The sequence below is a fragment of the Actinomadura sp. DC4 genome (genome assembly GCF_030406325.1).
GTDB lineage: Bacteria > Actinomycetota > Actinomycetes > Streptosporangiales > Streptosporangiaceae > Actinoallomurus.
In genome coordinates, this window is the sequence record NZ_JAUEQY010000003.1 from 459966 (window position 1) to 480028 (window position 20063).

Genomic DNA, 20063 nt, shown 5'->3' on the forward strand with positions numbered 1-20063 from the left:
CATGTCCACGGCCACCGCGCCCCGGCGGGCCGCCGGCCGCGCGTCGCCCCGCACCGGGCCGGCGCGCCGCCGCCGGCGGGGCGGGCTCATGGCCTGGGTGTTCGCCGCCCCGTTCCTGATCCTGTTCCTGGTCATGTACGCCGGCCCGCTGCTCGCCGGGCTCGGGATGAGCTTCACCGACCTGCGCAGCACGGACGTACGGCACCCGCTGAACGTCAACGCCGTCGGGCTGGCCAACTACCGGCGCCTGCTGCACGACGACGCGATGCGCAAGGCGGCCTGGAACACCTTCTTCTTCGTGGCGACCGGCGTGCCGCTGACCGTCGTGTTCGGGCTCGCCGCCGCGGTGGCGCTGCACTCGGGGATGGGCCGGGCCACGACGTTGTTCCGCACCGGCTACTTCCTGCCGCAGGTCACGAGCATCATCGGCATCGCGGTCGCCTGGAGGTTCCTGCTGGACCCGCAGTCCGGCCTGCTGAACGAGGCGCTGCGCGCGATCGGCGTGCACGGCCCGGCCTGGCTGGCCGACGAGCGCACCGCGCTGCCGTCGCTGGTCGCGATGGCCACCTGGCGCGGCTTCGGCTTCGACATGGTGATCTTCCTGGCGGCGTTGCAGGGCGTCCCGCGCGAGCTGTACGAGGCCGCGGACGTCGACGGCGCCGGACGGCGGGCGAAGTTCCGCCGGGTCACTTTGCCGATGCTCCGGCCCGCGGTGCTGTTCACCGTCGTCTACTCCACGATCGGCTACATGCAGTTCCTGGAGGAGCCGTTCGTGATGACCAGGGGCGGCCCGGTGGACGGCACGCTGTCGGCCTCGTACGCGATCTACAACCAGTTCGGCGCAGGTAACTACGGCTACGCCGGAGCCGCGGCGAGCGTGCTGTTCACGGTCATCGTCGCCCTGTCCTTCCTGCAGTTCCGCGTGCTGCGACCCCGACACCTCTGAGGCGGCCCCCATGATCAGAAGAACGGCGCTCCTCGCGTCGCTGACGCTGGGCCTCGGCGTGGTGATCACCCCCTTCGGGTGGGCGGTGCTCAGCTCGTTCAAGCCCGAGGGGGAGATCCGGCGCGACCCGCCGACGTTCTTCCCGGCCCATCCGACGACGGCCGCGTACCGGGAGCTGTTCCACCGGCTCGACCTGTTCACCGTCTTCCTCAACAGCGTGGTCGTGGCGGCGATCGTGGTGCTGGCCAACGTGCTGTTCTGCTCGATGGTCGCCTACGCGCTCACCAAGCTGCCGTTCCGGGCCCGCGGCGCGGTGTTCGGGCTGATCATGGCTCAGATGATGGTGCCGAGCATCGTCTTGATGATCCCCCAGTTCGTCGTCGTGGCGGACCTCGGCCTCGTCAACACGATCTTCGGGATCGTCCTGCCGTACCTCGTGATGCCGCTCGGCATCTTCTTGATGCGGCAGTTCATGGCCGAGATCCCCGACGAGCTGGTGCACGCGGCGCGGATCGACGGCGCGGGCGAGTTCAGGATCTTCTTCCGCATCGTGCTGCCGCTGTGCAAGCCGCCGCTGGCGACGCTCGGCCTGATCACGTTCCTGACCGCCTGGAACAACTTCCTGTGGCCGGCCGTCGTCGCGCAGACCCAGGACAGGTACACGTTGCCCGTCGCGCTCGCGATCTTCGCCAACCAGGAGGCCACGCACTACGGCCTGCTCCTGGCCGGCGCCGTGGTCGTCGTGACCCCCGTCGTCATCCTCTTCCTCGCCCTGCAGCGCTTCTTCGTCGAAGGCATCGCCTCCACCGGCATCAAGTAGCGGGAGCCCCCATGAAGCCCACCCGACCAGCCCTGATCTGCGCCGCCGCCGTGACGTTCGCCGGCCTCGCCTCGCCCGCGCAGGCGTCGCCGAACCCCCTGCGCGCGTACGCGGCCGACACCTGGCGGTCGATGGCCGCCATGACCGACGCGGGCACGGGCCTGCCCGCCGACAAGATCACCGGGGACCTGCGGACCCCGGCGAAGGTCACCTCGCCGACCGACATCGGCGCGTACGTGTGGAGCACGATCTCCGCCCGCGAGCTCGGGCTGATCACGGCCCGCGACGCGGAGAGCCGCGTCGCGCGGACGCTCGACTCGATCGGCCGCCTCGAACGCCACTCCCCCGACGGCCAGTTCTACAACTGGTACGACCCGAAGACCCTGCGGATCGTCACCACCTGGCCCGAGGACGGCAGCAGGGTCCTGCCGTTCCTGTCCAGCGTCGACAACGCCTGGCTCGCCACCGCGCTGATGATGGTGCGCACCGCGATGCCCCGCGAGCGGGCCGTGGCCGAGCGCCTCCTGACCGGGATGAACTTCCGGTCCTACTACGACCCGACGGCGGCGGCCAACGGCACCGGCCTGCTGCGCGGCGGCTTCTGGCCGGACGACCCGGCGCCGACCTGCTCGATCAAGGCCGACTACCTCGGCACCGGCACCCCCGTGTACGAGACCTGCCACACGTACGGCGCGCCGAGCGAGACCCGCGCCGCGACGTACGTCGGCATCGCGCTCGGGCAGCTCCCGCCGCAGCACTACTTCGGGCTGCTGCGGACGATGGGCGACACCGGCTGCGACTACGGCTGGCAGGAGCAGAGACCGCAGGGCAGGACGAGGACCTACCTCGGCATCCCGACCTACGAGGGCACGTACGGCTACGACGGCATGCGGTTCGTCCCGATCTGGGGCGGCAGCATGTTCGAGGAGCTGATGCCCGACCTCTTCACGCCCGAGCGCACATGGGCGGCCCGGAGCTGGGGCGCCAACCACCCGATCTTCGTCGCGGCCCAGATCGAGCACGGCCTGGACGAGGCGAAGTACGGCTACTGGGGCTTCTCGCCCTCCAGCGACCCGTACGGCGGATACAGGGCCTACGGCGTCGACGGGATCGGCATGCAGTCCGACGGCTACGCCTCCGACGAGGAGAACACGCTGGTCGACTACGGGTACGAGGGCTGCCGTCCGGCCCAGTCCCTGCCCTCCTCCTACGGCGACGGCATCGTCACGCCGCACGCGTCCTTCCTCGCGCTGCCGTACGCCCCGCGCGCGGCCCTCGCCAACCTGGCCAGGCTGAGGAAGAACTTCGACGCGTACGGGCCGGGTGGCTTCTACGACGCGATCGCCGTGCGCAGCGGGAAGGTCGCCCGGACCTACCTGTCCCTCGACCAGGGAATGATCATGGCGGCGCTCGGCAACGAGCTCGGCCACGACGCCATGCACCGCTACTTCGCCGCCGGGAACGCCCGGCGGCGCCTCGCGCCGGTGCTGCGCCTGGAGCGCTGGGACCTCGTCCCGCCCTCCGCTCGCGTACGCGCCTCTCTCGGCGTCGAGTAGTCCGCCCACGAGTCACGGGGAGAGCAGATGACCGACGTCGCCGACTGGCGGAACCGCATCCACCAGGCGTCGGGTTCGCCGGCGCCCGCCACGAACGTCACGCTCGCGGCGCCGGCGCGGCCACGCGCCACCGCGGGCGCGGGCTGGGTGGGCCTGACCTGGGAACCCGTCGAGGGCGCGATCGGCTATCTCATCCACCGTGCCCCGGCGGCGGACGGCCCGTACGAGCCGATCGAGCAGCCCGACGTCGACGTGCCCGCGGTCCCGTACCCCGCCTACACGGACACCTCGGCGACGGGCCCGGGGTGGTACGCGGTGGCGGCGATCGCCTCGATGGAGGCGGCCGGCCCGCTGTCCCCGCCGGTACGCGCCGCGCCGCTCGGCGCGGCCGACACGGTGCCGGAGGTCACGGTCCGCGTGGACGCCGGGCGGGCGACCCGCCCGCTCCCCCGGCCCTGGCGGCACATGATCGGCTCCGAGCACCTGTCGCACCTGCTGAGCGCGGAGACGACCGGCGGGCGGCCGATCGGCGTGGAGCTGACCGGGGCCCTGCGGACCATGCACGACGAGCTGGGCGTACGGACCGTACGGGCGCACGCCATCCTGTGCGACGACCTCGGGGTGTACCGCGAGGTGGACGGCGTCCCGATGCACGACTTCACCGGGGTCGACCGGGTCTACGACGCGATCACGGCCTTCGGGATGCGGCCGATCGTGGAGCTGTCGTTCATGCCGCGCGACCTGGCCGCCGACCCGTCGAAGACCGTCTTCGGCTACCGGGCGATCATCTCCCCGCCGCGTGACTACGACCGCTGGGGCGACCTGGTCCGTGCCCTCGTCGCCCACCTCGTGGCCCGGTACGGCCTCGCGGAGGTCCGCGACGGCTGGGCGTTCGAGGTGTGGAACGAGGCCAACCTGGAGGTGTTCTGGAGCGGGACGCCGGAGGAGTTCCTCCGGCTCTACGACGTGACGGCGGCGGCGGTGAAGAGCGTCGACCCCTCGCTGCGCGTGGGCGGCCCGGCCTCGGCCGCCAACGGCTGGGTGGAGGAGCTCCTCGCCCACGTCGACGCCTCCGGCGCGGCGCTGGACTTCCTGTCGACCCACACGTACGGGAACGCGCCGCTGGACTGGCGGCCGGCGCTGGCCCGGCACGGCCGCGCAGGCACCCCGATCTGGTGGACCGAGTGGGGCCCGACACCGACGCACTTCCACGGCATCGGCGACGGCCCGTTCGGTGCGGCGTTCCTGCTGCACGGCATGCGGTCGGCGGCCGGGCGGGTACCGTCGCTGGCGCACTGGGTGGCCTCGGACCACTTCGAGGAGCTCGGCCGCCCGCCCGCGCTGTTCCACGGCGGGTTCGGCCTGCTGACAGTGGGCAACCTGCGCAAACCGCGCTACTGGGCGCTGTCGCTGGCGAACCGGCTCGGCGACGAGGAGGTGGCGGCGGAGGTGTCCGGCGACGTGGGCGGCGTCGAGGCGTGGGCCGCGCGGTCGCCGGAACGGGTCGGGGTGCTGGTCTGGAACGGCACGCTGAACCAGGCACAGGCGGGCGGCGAGCCGCTGCTGAACCGGTCGGTCACCGTGACGGTGAGCGACCTTCCCGCCGGGGAGTACACCGTGCGGCACCACCGGATCGACGAGAGCCACACCAACATCCGCGCGGTCTGGCGGAACCTCGGCGGCGACGCGGACTGGCCGGACGAGGACCAGTGGAGACGGCTGCACGCGGCCGACACGCTCGCGGAGTTCACCCCGCCGCAGCGGGTGCGCACGTCGGGCGAGCCGGTGACGTTCCGCTTCGGGCTGCCCATGCCGGGCGTGTCCTACCTGGAGTTCACCTCGGGCCGCGGCCCGGTGTAGACGGCGCGCGGGCGCAGCGGCGTCTCCCGCGCGTACTCCTCCAGCGCGTGCGCCAGCCAGCCGGCGGTACGCGCGACCGCGTACACCGCCTCGCCGGAGCCCCGTACCATCCCGGCCACCGCGGCCAGCGTCGCGAGGGCGAAGTCGATGTTGGGCTCGGGCAGGCGGCGGGCGCGGGCCTCGATGAGGATCGCCTCGGCGACGGCGACCCGCGGGTGGCCGGGGGCGGCGGCCCGCACGATCTCCAGCAGGCACCGGCCGCGGCCGTCCCCGCGGGTGTAGAGGCCGCTGCCGCCGAAGCCCGGGACTCGGTCGCCGCGGCGCAGGCGCTCGCCGACCACGCGTGCCGCCCGCCGCGGGAGGTCGATCTCGGCGAACAACGCCTCCGCGCCCAGGGAGGCGCCTCCGTGGAGCGTCCCGCCGAGCACACCGAGACCGGCGCCGACGGCGGCGTACGGGTCGGCGCGCACGGAGGCGGCGACGCGTACGGCGAGAGTCGAGGCGGCCAGCTCGTGGTCGGCGAGCAGGACGAGCGCCGCCCGCAGCGCGCCGACCAGCTCGGGCCGGGGTTCGGCGGAGGTCAGCCGGGACCACAGCCGGGCCGGGATCGAGGTCGCCTCCGGCGCCGCGGCCTCGGGCGGGAGCGACTCGCACATCCCGGCGATGAGGTTGCGCCCGGCGGCGGCGACGGCCGGCGGGTCCAGGTTGAGGCGGAGCGGGTCGGCCGTCGCGAGGGCCACCGTGATCACCTGGAGGCGTTCGAGCGGGAGCGTGCCGGTCGGCAGCCCGGACTGGGCGGCGCGGGCGGCGTCGACCGCCTCGGGGCCGGCCCGCCACTCGTCCGGACCGCCGCGCTCGCCGGTCCACAGCCAGTGCGCGACGTCCTCGAAGGCGTGCGCCTCGGCCAGGCGGAGGGCGTCGCGCCCGCGGTAGTAGGGCCGGTCCTCGCCGAGTACCGTGAGCTGGGACTCGATGACCATCTCGTGCCGTCCGGGCGGCCTGCGGGGCCGCCCGCGCCGGGCCAGCTCCTCGACCTCGGCCGGGTCGAACAGGCTCCGCCTGCCGTCGGGCGAGTGACGGCGGCGCAGCACCCCGCGGCTCACGTAGGCGTACAGCGTGGCCGTCTTGACCCCGAGCCGCTCGGCCGCGCTCGCCGCGTCCATCCACTCGGCACCTGGTTGATTTGCGGCAATGTTGATGCGGTGCATTCTGCGCCCGGACGTCGGGGCGTCGCAAGTCCGGCGGTCACGACCGGCAGGTGCAGTGTGACCAGGTGCGCCGGCAGCGCGGGCAGAAGAACGCGGCGTCGAGCCCGGGCGCCTCGCCGGGCGGGTCCTGGAGACCCGCGAAGTCGCCGGGCCGCGGCCGGCCGAAGTCCTCCCGCCGCCCGTCCCACCGCTGCCGCTCGAGCTCGGCGTAGGACGCGCGGTCGGCGACGCCGCCGACGTACTCGGCGCGCCGCCGGTCCTCTGCGAGCAGTTCCTCGCCGAGCTGCCGCCGGCCGACGACGACGCCGGCCTCGAAACCGAGCCGGTAGGCGTCCTCGAACGCCGCCTGATCGGCGCGCGCCTGCCGCGCGAGCCGGCCGGCGAGACGGCGGGAGAGGCGGATCAGCTCTTCTCGACGAGCACTCACGACAGACCACGCATAGGGTGATTTATGCCCGCCTTCGCCTTTGAGGAACGGCAGGCGTGGCGCCGGCATCGACCGCGAACCGTGATGTCGGAAACTCGCCGGTCTCGACGATCCCCGGTTGATAGGAAAGAGTCATGGACGTCGCGATCGGAGCGCTCGAAACCCCGCTGGGGACCATGGTCTACGCCTGCACCGCCGTCGGGCTGTCCGGGCTGGCGTTCCGTGACACACCGAGGGAACGGGCCCGGCTGCGCGCCGGGCTGCCGCTCGTCGACGCGCCCGAGCGGACCGAGGTCGTACGCGACCGGCTGGCCGCCTACTTCGCCGGCGACGAGATCGAGTTCGGCCTGCCGATCGACTGGCACCGCACGTCGGGCGTGCAGCGCGAGGTGCTGGAGAAGCTGTACGCCGGCGTCTCCTACGGCCGGACCGTGACGTACGGCGGGCTGGCCGGGCTGAGCGGCGCCGGGGTCCCGGCACGGGCGATCGGCACGGTCATGGGCTCCAACCCGATCCCGATCGTGGTGCCGTGCCACCGCGTGGTGGCCTCGGACGGGCTCGGCGGCTACAGCGGCGGCACCGGCATCGAGGTCAAGCGCTGGCTGCTCACCCTGGAGGGCGCCATCCCGGCCACCCTCGACTGGGACCCCTCGACCGGGCCGTGACCGTCAGCCGTCCGACGCGGCCTTGAGGGCGTCGTAGGACACGCCGGTGCGCTCCTCCGACAGCTCCCACAGGCGGCGGCCCAAGGCGGGGTCGGCGGCGCCGCGCCGGGTGCGCACACGGGTGGGGGCGCCGCGGCTCTGACCGGGGCCGCGCGGGCCGTAGCACTGCCCGCCCTCGACGTCCGGCGCGGTCGCCGCGTACAGCGACGGCCACGCCCCGGCGGACTCGGGCTGGCCGACCAGCACGTTCATCGCGCCGTACAGCACCTCGGTCCCCCTGCTGCCGGTCATGCGCGGGCCGGTCTGCTGGAGGTTGGTGGTGGTGTACCCCGGGTGGGAGGCGACGCTGAGGAACGGCGCCCGGCGGTCGAGCTCCTTGGCGAAGACGAGGTTGGCCAGCTTGCTCTGGCAGTAGACGGGCCACTTCCGGTAATGGGGCCCGGCGTCGAAGCCGCCGGGACTCAGCCGGTGCATGAGGCTCGTGACGGTCACCACGCGCGCGCCGGGGCGGTCGAGCAGGCCGGGCAGGAGCAGCCCGGTCAGCGCGAAGTGGCCCAGGTGGTTGGTGCCGAACTGCATCTCGAACCCGTCCGCCGTCTCCCGGTACGGCAGCGCCATCACGCCGGCGTTGTTGACCAGCAGGTCGAGGGGGCCGGCGTGCGTGTCGGCGAAGGCGCGTACGGACGCCAGGTCGGCCAGGTCGAGCTCGCCGAGCGCGACGTCGCCGTCGGGCACCTCTCCGCGGATCGTCGCCAGGGCCTTCTCCCCGCGTTCGGGGCTGCGGCAGGCGAGCAGTACGCTCGCGCCGTGCCGGGTCAGTTCGAGTGCCGTCCGCAGGCCGATGCCACTGTTCGCACCAGTGACAATCGCCCGCTTTCCCCCGAGATGGGGAATGTCGTTATCAGTCCACTTGGGCATGGCTCGCCACCTCTCCCTCATGGACATATCAGAGATCGGGGCACGGGACATACCGCGTGGTTGCGGAGATCCCCGGGTTACGGCCCCGGCTTGCCGATAATGAGATCATGACGTCGCAGGTCATCGTTCCGCATCGGCCCGGTCCACTCGTCGACGTCCCCGGTGAGGGCGGCGGGGCGCCGAGCGAATCCGCCCTTCTCGGCGCGCCCGAGCTCGTCCTCGCCCTGGGCGGCGGTCTGCTGTTGGCGGCGGTACTCCTCACGGGCCTGCCGCAGTGGCTGAGCGTGGTCGCCGTCGCGTGCCTGGCCCTGGGGCTCGCGCTGCCCGCGCACGCCGCGCTGCTGCTGACGCTGCGCCGCCGGGCCGAACGCCGCCGGCGGGAGGTCCTCGGCCGCGGGCTCGTACTCGACGTGTCGGAACCCTCCGTACGGCGGCTGGTCGCCGCGTACGGGCGCCTGGAGCGTACGGCGGGCGACGGCATGGCCCGCGACACCGGGCACCTCGCCCTCGCCGAGGTCGCCGCGCTGCTGGAGGGGCGGGCGCCGCAGGAGGTGGAGCGGGATTATGTGATCAGCCGCGCGGAGGCGGTCTCGGCGCTGGCCGACCGCCTCGCCGAGGGGCCGGTGATGCCGGTCGAGCTGGCCGGGGCCGACTCTCTGGCCCGGATCAAGGCGTTGCTGGCCTGACTCCTTACGGCCAGAGGCCGGTCAGGCGCAGGGCCTCTTCGGGGGTGGCGGCGTTCGGCGGGCCCTCTATCGGGGCGCCGTCGGCGTCGTGCAGGTGCCAGCCGCCGAGCTGGACGACGGGCGTGCCGCTCCGCATCGCGTGGGCGAGCTCGGACAGCGTGCCCCAGGAGCCGCCGACCACGATGACCGCGTCGGCCGAGCCCACGAGCACGGCGTTGCGCGCCTGGCCCATGCCGGTGGCGACGGCGGCGGACAGGCCGGGGTGCGCCTGCGTACGGTCGGCGCCGGAGAGCACGCCGACGACCAGGCCGCCGGCCTCGCGGGCGCCCTCGGCCGCCGCGCCCATCACACCGCCGTAGCCGCCGCATAGCACGACGGCACCACGCGTGGCCAGCAGGCGGCCGGCCTCGCGTGCGTTCCGGCGTTCCGTCTCGGTGCAGTCGCCAGGACCGCAGACCGCGATCTGGATCAGGGAAGCGCCTTCTCGACCGCCTGGACGAGCTCGTCGGAGTCGGGCTCGGTCTGCGGCGAGAAACGGGCCGCGACCGCGCCTTCCGGGGAGATGAGGAACTTCTCGAAGTTCCACCGGATGTCGCCGGTGTGGCCCTCGCCGTCCGGCGTGGTCACCAGGCCGGCGTACAGCGGATGGCGGTCGTCCCCGTTGACCTCGACCTTCTCGGTCATCGGGAAGCTCACGCCGTACGTCGCGGAGCAGAACTCCGCGATCTGGTCGGCCGAGCCCGGCTCCTGCCCCATGAACTGGTTGCACGGCACGCCCAGCACGGTGAACCCGCGGTCGGCGTACGTCTCCTGGAGCCGCTGCAGTCCTTCGTACTGAGGCGTCAGGCCGCACTTGGAGGCGACGTTCACCACGAGGACCGCCTTGCCGCGGTATTGGCCGAGATCGGCGGGTCCGCCCTGCAGGCGCTCGATTTCTACGTCATAGATCGACACAGGCTCGATCCTAGCCTCGCGTCGCCCGGCTCCTACCCTGGTGTGATGAGCGACATCCTCGTCGGCACCGCGTCGTGGACGGACAAGACCCTGCTCGCGTCCGGCTGGTACCCGCCGTCGGTCAAGACGGCCGAGGAACGACTGGGCTTCTACGCGTCGCGCTTTCCGCTGGTCGAGGTGGACGCGACCTACTACGCACCCCCGGCCGAACGCACGGTCGGCTACTGGCGCGACCGTACGCCGGAGGGGTTCACGTTCAACGTGAAGGCGTTCTCGCTGCTCACCCAGCACCCGACGCGGCCCGGCTCGCTCTACAAGGACCTGCGGGACAAGGTGCCGGACAAGAAGAACGTCTACCTGCGCGACGTTCCTCCCGAGGTCGTGGAGGAGGTCTGGCAGAGGTTCCTGGACGCCCTGTGGCCTTTGCAGGAGGCCGGCAAGCTGACCGCGCTGCTGTTCCAGTTTCCGCAGTGGTTCCCCATCGGGCGGCAGAACAAGGACTACATCCTGGAGGTCAAGCGCCGCTGCGAGCCGATGCGAATCTGCGTGGAGTTCCGCAACACGACGTGGATGAGCGAGGAGAACCAGGCACCGACACTGGACTTCCTGACGAGGTACGCGGTGCCGTACGTGAGCGTGGACATGCCACAGGGGCATACGAGCTCGATCCCGCCGGTCTTCGCCGCGACCTCCGACCTGGCCGTACTCCGGCTGCACGGCCGCACGGACACGTGGGCGAGCAAGAACATCTACGAGCGGTTCGGCTACCTGTACTCCGGCAAGGAGCTGAAAGAACTCGCCCCGAAGGTGCGGACGCTGAGCGAGAACGCCGAGACGACACACGTGCTGTTCAACAACTGCTACCAGGACTACGCCCAGCGCAACGCGACCGACCTGCTCAGCCTCCTGGACCTCGACGACGGGACCACATAGCCCTTTGCCTGCTACGGCAGGTCGCTGACGAAGCTGGAAAGGGACGTCGCGGCGCCGGTGAGGCCGCCCAGAGCGCCGTGGACCACGTTAGCGGCCTTGTGCGGTTGGCTGACCAGGTAGAACGCCAGGAATCCCAGAGCTCCCCATTTGCCGACCTTCTTCATATTCGGTCACTCCCCGTATCGATCGAGATACGAAGAGTAACTTCCCTGTCGGGGGGTCCGACAGCACCGACGCCCCGCAAATCAGCTGTCACATACGGCAAAGGATTCGAAAGGGACGACGTCTTCCCGCGCGATCAGCCCGCCGGGCGCAGGCTCTTCGGCACCGGCTGGTCCTCGCGGAGGGCGCGGAACAGGGCCGCGGAGCCCGTCGGGCTCCAGGTGAGGTACGAACCGACGCTCGGGGAGTAGCCGTTTCCGCCCAGCGGGACCGTCGTCGTGAGGCCGTCGCCGCTGCTCAGGCCGCGCATCGCCCAGGCGAAACCCGCCAGGTTGTACAGATGGTCGTCCTGGTCCACCGAGAAGTCGTCCGTGGAGCGCAGGACGAACGGCACGATGCGGAACGGGTTGAGCAGAGTGCCCGGGCTCGTCGCCTTGTGGGTCAGCGCGGCCAGGAACTTGCGCTGGTTCTGCACCCGCTGCAGGTCCTGGCTGGCGAACGCATGGCGCGTACGGACGAAGCCCAGGGCCTGCGGGCCGTTGAGCTTCTGGCAGCCGGCCTTCAGGTTGAGGCCCGACGCCTTGTCCTTGATCGGCTGGGGAATGCACATGTCGACCCCGCCGACCGAGTCGACCATGCCGACGAAACCGGCGAAACCGATCTCCGCGTAGTGGTCGATGTGGATCTTGGTGGCCTGCTCGACCGTACGGACCAGCAGCTTGGGGCCGCCGAAGGCGTACGCGGCGTTGAGCTTGTTGGGGTCGTGGCCCGGGATCGGGACGTACGAGTCGCGGGGCAGGCTGACCAGGGTCGTGCCGTGGTCGCCGATGTGCAGCAGCATCATCGAGTCGGTGCGCTTGCCCTCGGCCTTGCCGGTGGAGAGCTTCTTGCGCTCGGCGCTCGACAGGCCCTCACGGCTGTCGGAGCCCACGACCAGCCAGTTCGTTCCCGGCGTGTCGCCGGGACGGCCCGGATAGTCGGAGAAGACGTCGATGCGGTTCAGCCGCGAGTCGAGGTAGAAGTAGGCCCCGATCATCAGGAGCAGCAGCACGAGGATGACGATCAGGACGGTCCGCAGCCAGTGCCGGCGTCGCCCGCCGCCGGCGGGCGCTCCGTCGCGTCCGCCCGTCCGCCCGTCGGCGTACGGCCGTGCGTCGCTTTGCCGGTTGTCCGCCCAATCGTTCATGGCAGTAACCGTAGAGGGTCGGAGAAACCGGCGCGTCAGCTTGGCGGGTGATTCGCGGCCGGGGACGGTCATCCCGGCGGCCGGGTCCGGGTCACACCGCGGCGGTACCGATCAGTCCCTTGCGGGTGACCCGCGTCACGAGCTCCTCCTCGGACAGGTCGCCCTCCGGCCGCCGGGGCACCACCAGGTAACGCGTCTCGGCCGAGGCGTCCCACACCGCGACGTCCACCTCGCCGGGCAGCTCCAGCCCGAACTCGGCGAGGACGGCGCGCGGCTCGCGTACGACACGGGAGCGGTACGCGAAGCTCCTGTACCAGCCCGGCGAGGGGCCGAGCAGCGTCACCGGATAACAGGAGCACAGCGTGCAGACGACCACGTTGTGCAGCTCAGGGGTGTTCTCGACCGCGCGCAGGCGGTAGCCCCTCGTGCTGAAGCCGAGGGCGCCGGCCGCGGCGTTCGCGTCGGCGAGCAGCGTCTCGCGGTACGCCGGGTCGGTCCACGCGCGGGCCACGATGCGAGCGCCGTTGACCGGCGCGGCGCCGTTGAGCAGCTCGTCCAGGTGCGCGTCGAGCTTCTCGTCGGTGGTCAGGCCGGCGGCGACCACGCGCTCCTCCAGCCTGCGCACCCGCGCCGCGATGGGGAGTTCGTCATGGCTCATGGCGCGACCTCCTCGAGGTAGGACTCCCACAGGTCGACGACGACCGAGTGCGTGCCCGCGCCCCACAGGTCACGGGCCGGGAAGCGTACGGCGTAGACGTGCTCGACGCGCGGCGGCGTGATGCCCCTGGCCTGGTCGTCGGGCAGAGGCCACTCCCCCTCGACCTCCACGATCTCGCCGACGTGCCCGCGCACGTAACGCGGAACGCGCGTGTGGTGGTCGGGATCGGCCGACCGCGCGCGTACGCGGGCGCCGGGCGCGTACGTCATGCGAGGCCCTTCTCGGCCAGGATCATCTCCATGGCCATCAGCCAGCGTTCGTAGTAAGAGGCGGCGAGGTAGTCCTCCGGAGGGATCCGCTCGATCGCGTCGCGCATCTCGTCGGTGTTGAACACCCCGGCACGCCCCAGAGCGCGGTTCAGCGCGTAGACGCGGGCCTCCCAGTCGGCCTGGAACGGCGCGCCGTCCTCGCCGATCGGGACCGGCCCGAATCCGCTCTGGCCTCCCATGTCGTGCACTCTGCTCACCGTTCCGACGCTAGCCGACCCCGCACGGCGCGGGAAGCCCGCCGGTCTGGTTGGGTGGGGGCATGGCGGAAGATCTGGAAAATTTGTCGTCCAAGGAGCTGCACGACCGCGCGGTCGAGCGCGCCGTACGCCACGTGGACGTCGGCTTCCTGTGGCGGCTGCTGCAGGCGATCCCGGCGGCGCAGGCCGCGGCCGGCCACCCCGACCAGGCCGAGGCCGACGTGTCCCACCTGTCGTCGATCGTGAACGAGCTGGTCCACTCGGGCGAAGGCGAGGTCGCCGACGCCCTGCGCCCGCTCTACATCGACTACCTCGGCGGCTGAGCCCGGCCGCCGCGCCGGCGAAGCTTTGCCACGCGTACCGGACATAGAGCGGACATTCCTTACTTTCGGTAACGAGATGGGCACGGCTCTTGTAGTTGATCTCAACGGCCGGTGATCATTGCCTCACTCAGGGGAGGCGATGATGGGGCCGGTCGGGAAGGTCACGAAAAAGCGCTTACGGACGCAGCGGCTCTCCCCGGGGCGGTCGTGAGCGGCGGGCGGCGCCGGCTTCCCGGCAGGGAGGCCGTGCTCTGGACCGGAATCCTCGCCGGCGCGCTCGGGGTGGGCGTCGTCTCGGGCCAGGTCTTCCTGCTCTACCGGCCGGTCGCCGGCCACCCGGTCGCGGAACAGGCCTCGCGGGGACCCGTCCGCAGCGCCACGCCGTCCACGGCCGGGGACGCACGGACCCAGGCCCGGGGCGTCGACGCGCTCCTCGCCTCGGGAAAGAAGGCGCACGACCGGCTCCAGTACGACGCGGACACCTGCGACGGCCTGGCCGCCGCCGTACCCGCGTTCCGGCGGATCGTGCGGGATCGGCAGGCGGAGCTGTCGGAGGCACGGAAGCTGCCCGTCGACCGGCTGGCCCCGGCGGCGGAGCTGCAGCGGGCGCTCGTCGATTCTTACCGCTTCGCACTGGAGGCGGACCGCGCCTACCTCGCCTGGGCGGAGGAGACCGGCTCCCAGGACTGCGGCGACGCCGCGCCGCCGTCCACCTCCGACCTCGCGGACGCGCGGGCGGCGGACGACAAGGCCGCGCCGGCGAAGCGGCGGCTGGTCGCGCTGTGGAACCCCGTCGCACTCAGCCAGGGCCTGCCCTCCTACACCTGGCGCGACCTCTGAATCCTGCCGCACACCTATGCCCCGCATGACCTCACAGGTACTGGCCCAGGTTGTCATCACCCGTGGAAGAGCTCTCGGCGGCCGGGAGGTCCTCCACACGCAGGAGGCCGATGTCGGCCCGCACCGGGTCCTCCTCGCGGACGATGCGCTGGGCCTGCAGGGCGATGGCGCGGTCCAGGTGGTTGCGCATGAGCCGGGCGTTGCCGAACGACTCGCCGCGGCTGGCGGTGCGGAGCATCCGGCGTACGGCGTCGAGGACCCCGTCGCCCAGGGCGAAGCCCGCCTCGGCCGCCATCACCTCGAAGATCGCCACCAGCTCGTCGTCGGTGTAGTCGGGGAAGCGCAGCACGCGGGGGAACCGTGAGGCCAGGCCCGGGTTGAAGTCCAGGAACCGCAGCATCGGGCCCTCGTAGCCCGCGACGATGACGACGAGGTCCGCGCGGTGCTCCTCCATCTGCTTGAGGAGCTCGGCGATGGCCTCGTGGCCGTAGTCGCGGCCGGAGTCTGCGGGCGTCAGGGCGTACGCCTCGTCGATGAACAGCACGCCGCCGAGGGCGCGCTCGACCGCCGCGCGGACCTTGGGCGCGGTCTGGCCGATGTACTCCCCGACCAGGTCGGCACGGGAGACCTCGACCAGGTGGCCCGAGGACAGCAGGCTCAGCTTGGCGTAGACGGCGGCCAGCAGGCGGGCCATGGTCGTCTTGGCGGTGCCCGGGTCGCCGGTGAAGACCATGTGCCGGGTGGGCGGGGCGATCGGGATGCCGGCGTCGCGGCGCAGCTGTTCGGCCTTGGCCTCGGCGACGAGCAGGTGCACCTCGTGCTTGACGGCGTCCAGGCCGATGAGCTTCTCGATCTCGGCGAGCGGGTCGCCGGGCAGGTCGATGTGGCCGCTCGCGACGAGTGTGCCCGGGATGTCGGCGGCGAAGATCTCGTCCAGGGACTCGTCGTCGGTGAGGACGCCGTCGTCGAGAACCCGGCGCGACTGCATCGCGACCGCGCGGTCCAGCAGGTTGATCATGGCGCGGGCGTTGCCGACGTTGCTGTCGCGGGTGCTGCCGTGCACGAGCTCGCGGACGCGGTCCAGGACCCCCGCCTGCAGGGCGAAGCCGGCGTCGGCGGCCTTGGCCTTGAAGATCTCGATGAGCTCGTCCTCGGACAGGCCGGGGAAGCGCAGCCGCTTGGGGAAGAACGTGGACAGCTCCGAGTCGGTCTTGAGCAGGCCGTTCATCGGACCCTCCGGCCCGCACAGGACGACGACGAGATCCTCGGGATGCCCCTGTACGCAGGCGAGGAGGACGTCGACGGCCTCGCGGTTGCGCGGCGACTCGCCGGGCATCAGGTTGTGCGCGTCGTTGATGGCCAGGACGCCGCCCTGCGCGCGCTCGACCGCGCGGCGGACCCGCGGCCCGCTCTCGCTGACGTACTCGCCCACGAGGTCGGAACGGTCGACCTCGACCAGGTGGCCCGAGGACAGGACGCCCAGCTCGGCGTAGATCCGCCCGAGGATGCGCGCGACCTTGGACTTGCCGGTGCCGGCGCCGCCGGTGAAGACGATGTGCTTGGGCCGCGCGGCCACCGGCATGCCGGCCTCCCGGCGCAGCCGCGCCGCCTCGGCCTCGGCGACGAGGAGCCGTACCTCGCTCTTGACCGAGTCGAGGCCGACGCAGGACTCCAGCTCGGCCATCGGGTCGGAGTGCGCGACGCCGCCGGCGATGACCCGCTGCGGCAGGTCGACCGGGGCGACCTCGGTCTCGCCGCGCGCCGCGGCGGCCGTGACGCACTGCTCGGCGAGGTATTCGACGAGGCGCGCGCCGCGCAGGTTGAGCAGCGGCGGGGTGCGGGTGAGCAGCAGGCCGGCGGTCACCGCGGCCTCGCGGGCCGCGGTCATGTCCCGCCGGGCGACCGCGCGGCGGAACAGCTCCGCGTACGCGTCCTCGCCGAACTCCTGTGTACGGGCGACGCGGAAGTGCTGGTGGAGCGCCGGGTTGGCGTCGAAGACCCGCCGGTCGCCGCCGACGCGGCACAGCACGACGACGTGCAGCTTCTGGTGGCGTTCGAGCGCGCGGCGCAGCTCCTCGGCCAGCGCCGTGCCGCAGTTGTCGAAGCCGAGGATGCGGTCCAGCCCGTCGATCACGAGGAGGCGGCCCTCCAGGCACTCGCGGACGCGGGCCAGGAAGTACAGGATCGTGTCGCTGACGTGGAGGTTGGCGAAGACCTGGTCGGAGACCCAGACCGTCTCGCGTACGTCACCGCGCTCCATCAGGGCGTTCTCCAGCGTACGGACGGCGGTGCCCTTGCCGGTCGCCTCCGGGCCGCTGACGAGCAGGCGTACGGGCCGCGTCTTGTCGGCGCGCAGCACCTCGGTGACCGCGGTGACCAGGTCGGGCTGGCCGACGACGTCGTCGGCCACCTCCTCGGCCACCGCGGCGACGCGTGACTCCTCGGCCGGGGCCGGGCCGGCGAACCGCGCGGCCAGCGGGTTGACGACCGTGGGCGCCTGGAAGAGGCGGCGCAGGTCCATCTGGAACCCGCGTACGGGCACGCGGCACTTGGGGCTGACCGCGCTGTCGGGCAGGCCCTGGACGCAGCCGGTGACGCGCAGCGCCATGTCGAGCCAGGCGCGGCAGCCGTCGGCCTCACCCGCCACCAGACCGCGGGCCAGCCACGAGCGGACCTCGGACTGCCAGGACTCGACCCGGAAGCCCTCCTTCAGCCGCTGGTGGTGCTCCTGGACGCTCTGGTAGCGCTCGACGCCGACGGCGAAGGCCAGCTCGGCGGGGACCGTCGCCAGCTCCGCCTGGAGCAGGAGCCGGGCGAGGGCGACGTCCACCGGGTCGTGGCCCGGCACCGCCGACAGCAGGCGCTCGTGCGCGGCGAGCAGGCCCGAGCACGCCCAGCCGAGGTAGCCGACCGGGCCGGCCAGTTCGGGGAGCGCGGCGAGAGTGTCCTCGGGCACGTCGGTGGCCCAGAGGCGTTCGAGCTCGCCCTGCGGCGTCGACAGGTCGGCGGCCCGCGACACGGGGTCGGCGGCGCGCCGTTCGTACATCTCGATCATGGCCAGACGGCGCTTGTCCACCGGCTCGATGCCGACGAGCACGCCGAGGGCCTCGCGGGCGAGGGTGAACATCGTCGTACGCCGGTCGGCGTCGTCGCCGACGTTCTCCACGAGCCACAGGCCCGGCGGGCGCAGCCGGCCGCCCTGGCTGAACCAGGCGTGCGGGTCGCGTACGGGGGCCTCGGGCTTGGCCAGGAAGGTGGAGAACAGCTCGTAGTCGATGTCGCCGCGCGAGCCCGCGCGGATCGCCGACGCGCCGAGCAGGAAGGTCAGCAGCGACCACAGCTCCGCGCCCGCCGCCGAGGTGCCGGCTCCGTAGAAGTCGCTGAGCCCGCTCGTCAGCTCCTTCGCGCGCTCGTCACGGTCGAACTCCAGAGCACGCTCGCGCACCTCGCCGTACAGCCCGTCCGGAACCCGCCAGGGCCCGTCGTGGGAGTAGACGTCGAGCAGAGGCTCGTCGGTCAGCAGCAGCTCAAGGTGTTCGGGTAGGCGTGGGGCGCTCACGTGGTAGACCTTACGACCCTCCACGCCCGTGTCGCAGCCGCCCGATCATCGCCCCAGGTCGGCGGGGTTCAGCGTTTCCAGCCGGGCCGCTTGTCCTCGCGATGTTCGGCGGCGATCCGCATCGGCCCGGTGGGGCGTTCGGGCCGCTCACGCGGCTCCGGCTCCGGCTGGGCCGGCGGGGCGATGCTGAAGCCGATCTCCGCCGGCGGGCGTTCGAGCTCCTCGAGATCGCTGACCGGGACGAGCGCCGCGAGCGCCTTGCCGTGGCGGGTCAGCAGGATCCGCTCGCCGCTGTAGCCGACGCGGCTGACGAGTTCCGCCAGGTCGGCACGGGCCTGAGTCACCGGCACCTCTCGAGTCATGATGAGATTCTAGCATTCTGTACGTTCTTGCTATTCTGTACAGAACTCTAGGAGGCGCGGATGGACTTTCCGACGTACGAACCGCGGGCCCGGGTCACCGAGCTCCCCGAGACGCACGCGACCGACCAGCTTTTCCAGCGGCTGCTCGCCCAGCGCATCGTCTTCATCGGGGCCGAGATCGATGACGACCTGGCCAACCGCGTGTGCTCACAGCTCCTGCTCCTCGCGGCGCAGGACGGGCGGCGCGACATCAAGATCTTCATCAACTCGCCGGGCGGCTCGATGGACGCGATGTTCGCCATGTTCGACGTGATGAAGTACCTGCCGAACGACGTCTCGACGGTCGGGCTCGGCATGGCGGCCTCGGCGGGGCAGTTCCTGCTCACCGCGGGCACCGCGGGCAAGCGCTACGCGCTGCGCAACACGCGGATCATGATGCACCAGCCGTCCGGCGGCATCGGCGGCACCGCGTCCGACATCCGTATCCAGGCCGAGCAGTCCGTGCACATGAAGCACCGGTTCCTCGAACTCATCGCCGAGCACACCGGGCGGCCGTACGAGCAGATCGAGCACGACGCCGACCGCGACCGTTACTTCACCGCCGCCGAGGCGCGGGAGTACGGCCTGATCGACCACGTCGTGACCAGCGCCCTGGAGGCGGGAGGGGTGGCGCCGTGATCTCGGTCGAGGCGCGCTACGTCCTGCCCTCCTACGTCGAGCGCACGTCGTACGGGGTCAAGGAGATGAACCCGTACAACAAGCTGTTCGAAGAGCGGATCGTCTTCCTCGGGGTGCCGGTCGACGACACCCTCGCCAACGACGTGATCGCGCAGCTCATCGCGCTGGAGGGGATCGACCCCGACCGTACGATCAGCCTGTACATCAACTCCCCCGGTGGCTCGCTGACCGCGATGACGGCGATCTACGACACGATGCAGTTCGTCAAGCCGGAGATCGAGACGACGTGCGTGGGTCAGGCCGCCTCGGCGGCGGCGGTCCTGCTGGCGGCCGGCTCGCCGGGCAAGCGCGCCGCGCTGCCGCACTCGCGGATCCTCATCCACCAGCCCAGCACCGGGGGCACGCGCGGCCAGACGAGCGACCTGGAGATCCAGGCGAACGAGATCATCCGGCAGCGTGAGGAGCTGGAGGAGATCCTGGCCGGGCACTCCGGGCGCAGTGCGGAGCAGGTACGGGCCGACATCGAGCGCGACCGGTTCCTCACGGCCGAACAGGCGCGGGAGTACGGCCTGATCGACGAGATCATCACCAGCCGCAAGGTTCGCTGAGGCCGGGGCAGTGGGTGCCGTTCCCGTCGCCCGTGGCCCGTCGCCCGTGGCCCGTGGGGACGGCCCGTGGGGACGGCCCGTGGGGACGGCCCGTGGGGACGGCCCGTGGGGACGGCCCGTGGGGACGGCCCGTGGGGACGGCCCGTGGGGACGGCCCGTGGGGACGGCCCGTGGGGACGGCCCGTGGG

The 20063-nt window shown here is 72.0% G+C and carries 23 protein-coding genes; 11 read left to right on the plus strand and 12 right to left on the minus strand.

Features of this window, described 5'->3' with window-relative positions:
• The first annotated feature begins 1 nt into the window (after position 1).
• Genes QWU11_RS07210 through QWU11_RS07225 form a run of 4 tightly spaced genes read left to right on the plus strand, consistent with a single transcriptional unit; the run spans position 2 to position 5182 of the window.
• Positions 2 to 946, plus strand: a complete 945-nt coding sequence (locus QWU11_RS07210) for a sugar ABC transporter permease (protein WP_290104251.1) — start codon at positions 2 to 4, stop codon at positions 944 to 946.
• A gap of 10 nt (positions 947 to 956) precedes the next feature.
• The gene (locus QWU11_RS07215; RefSeq protein WP_290104252.1) at positions 957 to 1766 is read left to right on the plus strand and encodes a carbohydrate ABC transporter permease; all 810 of its coding nucleotides are present in this window, start codon (positions 957 to 959) and stop codon (positions 1764 to 1766) included.
• 11 nt (positions 1767 to 1777) lie between these two features.
• Entirely contained in the window at positions 1778 to 3322 is a 1545-nt protein-coding gene (locus tag QWU11_RS07220) for a glucoamylase family protein (RefSeq protein WP_290104253.1), read from the plus strand.
• A gap of 27 nt (positions 3323 to 3349) precedes the next feature.
• On the plus strand, positions 3350 to 5182 hold the full coding sequence (locus QWU11_RS07225; RefSeq protein ID WP_290104254.1) for a hypothetical protein: 1833 nt from the start codon (positions 3350 to 3352) through the stop codon (positions 5180 to 5182).
• Here QWU11_RS07225 and QWU11_RS07230 read toward each other — a convergent pair.
• Together QWU11_RS07230 and QWU11_RS07235 are read right to left on the minus strand one after the other, a co-directional pair.
• Positions 5146 to 6345 carry a citrate/2-methylcitrate synthase gene (locus QWU11_RS07230; RefSeq protein ID WP_290104255.1) on the minus strand — a complete coding sequence of 400 codons (1200 nt, stop codon included), beginning with the start codon at positions 6343 to 6345 and terminating at the stop codon, positions 5146 to 5148. The genes QWU11_RS07225 and QWU11_RS07230 overlap by 37 nt on opposite strands.
• Positions 6346 to 6427: 82 nt before the next feature.
• The gene (locus QWU11_RS07235) at positions 6428 to 6817 is read right to left on the minus strand and encodes a hypothetical protein (RefSeq protein ID WP_290104256.1); all 390 of its coding nucleotides are present in this window, start codon (positions 6815 to 6817) and stop codon (positions 6428 to 6430) included.
• Positions 6818 to 6951: 134 nt separating this feature from the next.
• Here QWU11_RS07235 and QWU11_RS07240 point away from each other — a divergent pair, with 134 nt between their 5' ends.
• Entirely contained in the window at positions 6952 to 7482 is a 531-nt protein-coding gene (locus tag QWU11_RS07240; protein WP_290104257.1) for a methylated-DNA--[protein]-cysteine S-methyltransferase, read from the plus strand.
• 3 nt (positions 7483 to 7485) lie between these two features.
• Here the strand turns inward: QWU11_RS07240 and QWU11_RS07245 are convergent, their stop codons facing one another.
• A complete protein-coding gene (locus tag QWU11_RS07245) occupies positions 7486 to 8400 on the minus strand; it encodes an oxidoreductase (protein ID WP_290104258.1) in 915 nt (304 codons plus the stop codon).
• 107 nt (positions 8401 to 8507) lie between these two features.
• On the opposite strand from QWU11_RS07245, the gene QWU11_RS07250 reads away from it, so the two are divergent.
• Positions 8508 to 9086 carry a hypothetical protein gene (locus tag QWU11_RS07250; protein WP_290104259.1) on the plus strand — a complete coding sequence of 193 codons (579 nt, stop codon included), beginning with the start codon at positions 8508 to 8510 and terminating at the stop codon, positions 9084 to 9086.
• 4 nt (positions 9087 to 9090) lie between these two features.
• Here the strand turns inward: QWU11_RS07250 and QWU11_RS07255 are convergent, their stop codons facing one another.
• Both QWU11_RS07255 and QWU11_RS07260 read right to left on the minus strand, forming a co-directional pair.
• Entirely contained in the window at positions 9091 to 9672 is a 582-nt protein-coding gene (locus QWU11_RS07255; RefSeq protein ID WP_290104260.1) for a TIGR00725 family protein, read from the minus strand.
• On the minus strand, positions 9555 to 10040 hold the full coding sequence (locus QWU11_RS07260; protein WP_290104261.1) for a glutathione peroxidase: 486 nt from the start codon (positions 10038 to 10040) through the stop codon (positions 9555 to 9557). Before QWU11_RS07260 ends, QWU11_RS07255 begins: the two co-directional genes overlap by 118 nt.
• A 45-nt stretch (positions 10041 to 10085) precedes the next feature.
• On the opposite strand from QWU11_RS07260, the gene QWU11_RS07265 reads away from it, so the two are divergent.
• Positions 10086 to 10973, plus strand: a complete 888-nt coding sequence (locus tag QWU11_RS07265) for a DUF72 domain-containing protein (RefSeq protein ID WP_290104262.1) — start codon at positions 10086 to 10088, stop codon at positions 10971 to 10973.
• A gap of 11 nt (positions 10974 to 10984) precedes the next feature.
• On the opposite strand, the gene QWU11_RS07270 is transcribed toward QWU11_RS07265, so the two are convergent.
• The 5 genes from QWU11_RS07270 to QWU11_RS47250 form a co-directional block, all read right to left on the minus strand.
• A complete protein-coding gene (locus QWU11_RS07270; RefSeq protein WP_290104263.1) occupies positions 10985 to 11137 on the minus strand; it encodes a hypothetical protein in 153 nt (50 codons plus the stop codon).
• A 134-nt stretch (positions 11138 to 11271) separates the two neighbouring features.
• A complete protein-coding gene (locus QWU11_RS07275; RefSeq protein ID WP_290104264.1) occupies positions 11272 to 12321 on the minus strand; it encodes an LCP family protein in 1050 nt (349 codons plus the stop codon).
• A 91-nt stretch (positions 12322 to 12412) separates the two neighbouring features.
• Entirely contained in the window at positions 12413 to 12979 is a 567-nt protein-coding gene (locus QWU11_RS07280; RefSeq protein ID WP_290104265.1) for a nitrile hydratase subunit alpha, read from the minus strand.
• Positions 12976 to 13248, minus strand: a complete 273-nt coding sequence (locus tag QWU11_RS47245) for an SH3-like domain-containing protein (RefSeq protein ID WP_354670811.1) — start codon at positions 13246 to 13248, stop codon at positions 12976 to 12978. The genes QWU11_RS07280 and QWU11_RS47245 overlap by 4 nt, the downstream gene beginning before the upstream one ends.
• Positions 13245 to 13505, minus strand: a complete 261-nt coding sequence (locus tag QWU11_RS47250) for a hypothetical protein (protein ID WP_354670812.1) — start codon at positions 13503 to 13505, stop codon at positions 13245 to 13247. The genes QWU11_RS47245 and QWU11_RS47250 overlap by 4 nt, the downstream gene beginning before the upstream one ends.
• Before the next feature lie 62 nt (positions 13506 to 13567).
• On the opposite strand from QWU11_RS47250, the gene QWU11_RS07290 reads away from it, so the two are divergent.
• Together QWU11_RS07290 and QWU11_RS07295 are read left to right on the plus strand one after the other, a co-directional pair.
• Complete coding sequence (locus tag QWU11_RS07290; RefSeq protein ID WP_290104266.1) at positions 13568 to 13828, plus strand: hypothetical protein; 261 nt, start codon at positions 13568 to 13570, stop codon at positions 13826 to 13828.
• Between the two features lie 246 nt (positions 13829 to 14074).
• On the plus strand, positions 14075 to 14668 hold the full coding sequence (locus QWU11_RS07295) for a hypothetical protein (RefSeq protein WP_290104267.1): 594 nt from the start codon (positions 14075 to 14077) through the stop codon (positions 14666 to 14668).
• A gap of 31 nt (positions 14669 to 14699) precedes the next feature.
• Here QWU11_RS07295 and QWU11_RS07300 read toward each other — a convergent pair whose 3' ends face one another.
• Positions 14700 to 18227 carry an AAA family ATPase gene (locus QWU11_RS07300; RefSeq protein WP_290104268.1) on the minus strand — a complete coding sequence of 1176 codons (3528 nt, stop codon included), beginning with the start codon at positions 18225 to 18227 and terminating at the stop codon, positions 14700 to 14702.
• A 68-nt stretch (positions 18228 to 18295) separates the two neighbouring features.
• A complete protein-coding gene (locus QWU11_RS07305; protein WP_290104269.1) occupies positions 18296 to 18589 on the minus strand; it encodes a type II toxin-antitoxin system Phd/YefM family antitoxin in 294 nt (97 codons plus the stop codon).
• 60 nt (positions 18590 to 18649) lie between these two features.
• On the opposite strand from QWU11_RS07305, the gene QWU11_RS07310 reads away from it, so the two are divergent.
• Both QWU11_RS07310 and QWU11_RS07315 read left to right on the plus strand, forming a co-directional pair.
• Positions 18650 to 19267 (plus strand): ATP-dependent Clp protease proteolytic subunit, encoded by a 618-nt coding sequence (locus QWU11_RS07310; protein WP_290104270.1) that lies wholly within the window; start codon positions 18650 to 18652, stop codon positions 19265 to 19267.
• On the plus strand, positions 19267 to 19875 hold the full coding sequence (locus QWU11_RS07315; protein WP_290104276.1) for an ATP-dependent Clp protease proteolytic subunit: 609 nt from the start codon (positions 19267 to 19269) through the stop codon (positions 19873 to 19875). The genes QWU11_RS07310 and QWU11_RS07315 overlap by 1 nt, the downstream gene beginning before the upstream one ends.
• Positions 19876 to 20063: the final 188 nt, after the last annotated feature.

Excerpts from the sequence above, each read along its gene's own strand:
- QWU11_RS07210 (WP_290104251.1), top strand. The coding sequence starts at position 2 with ATGTCCACGGCCACCGCGCCCCGGCGGGCCGCCGGCCGCGCGTCGCCC.
- QWU11_RS07215 (WP_290104252.1), top strand. The coding sequence starts at position 957 with ATGATCAGAAGAACGGCGCTCCTCGCGTCGCTGACGCTGGGCCTCGGC.
- QWU11_RS07220 (WP_290104253.1), top strand. The coding sequence starts at position 1,778 with ATGAAGCCCACCCGACCAGCCCTGATCTGCGCCGCCGCCGTGACGTTC.
- QWU11_RS07225 (WP_290104254.1), top strand. The coding sequence starts at position 3,350 with ATGACCGACGTCGCCGACTGGCGGAACCGCATCCACCAGGCGTCGGGT.
- QWU11_RS07230 (WP_290104255.1), bottom strand. The coding sequence starts at position 6,345 with ATGGACGCGGCGAGCGCGGCCGAGCGGCTCGGGGTCAAGACGGCCACG.
- QWU11_RS07240 (WP_290104257.1), top strand. The coding sequence starts at position 6,952 with ATGGACGTCGCGATCGGAGCGCTCGAAACCCCGCTGGGGACCATGGTC.
- QWU11_RS07245 (WP_290104258.1), bottom strand. The coding sequence starts at position 8,400 with ATGCCCAAGTGGACTGATAACGACATTCCCCATCTCGGGGGAAAGCGG.
- QWU11_RS07250 (WP_290104259.1), top strand. The coding sequence starts at position 8,508 with ATGACGTCGCAGGTCATCGTTCCGCATCGGCCCGGTCCACTCGTCGAC.
- QWU11_RS07265 (WP_290104262.1), top strand. The coding sequence starts at position 10,086 with ATGAGCGACATCCTCGTCGGCACCGCGTCGTGGACGGACAAGACCCTG.
- QWU11_RS07270 (WP_290104263.1), bottom strand. The coding sequence starts at position 11,137 with ATGAAGAAGGTCGGCAAATGGGGAGCTCTGGGATTCCTGGCGTTCTAC.
- QWU11_RS07275 (WP_290104264.1), bottom strand. The coding sequence starts at position 12,321 with ATGAACGATTGGGCGGACAACCGGCAAAGCGACGCACGGCCGTACGCC.
- QWU11_RS07280 (WP_290104265.1), bottom strand. The coding sequence starts at position 12,979 with ATGAGCCATGACGAACTCCCCATCGCGGCGCGGGTGCGCAGGCTGGAG.
- QWU11_RS47245 (WP_354670811.1), bottom strand. The coding sequence starts at position 13,248 with ATGACGTACGCGCCCGGCGCCCGCGTACGCGCGCGGTCGGCCGATCCC.
- QWU11_RS07290 (WP_290104266.1), top strand. The coding sequence starts at position 13,568 with ATGGCGGAAGATCTGGAAAATTTGTCGTCCAAGGAGCTGCACGACCGC.
- QWU11_RS07305 (WP_290104269.1), bottom strand. The coding sequence starts at position 18,589 with ATGACTCGAGAGGTGCCGGTGACTCAGGCCCGTGCCGACCTGGCGGAA.
- QWU11_RS07310 (WP_290104270.1), top strand. The coding sequence starts at position 18,650 with ATGGACTTTCCGACGTACGAACCGCGGGCCCGGGTCACCGAGCTCCCC.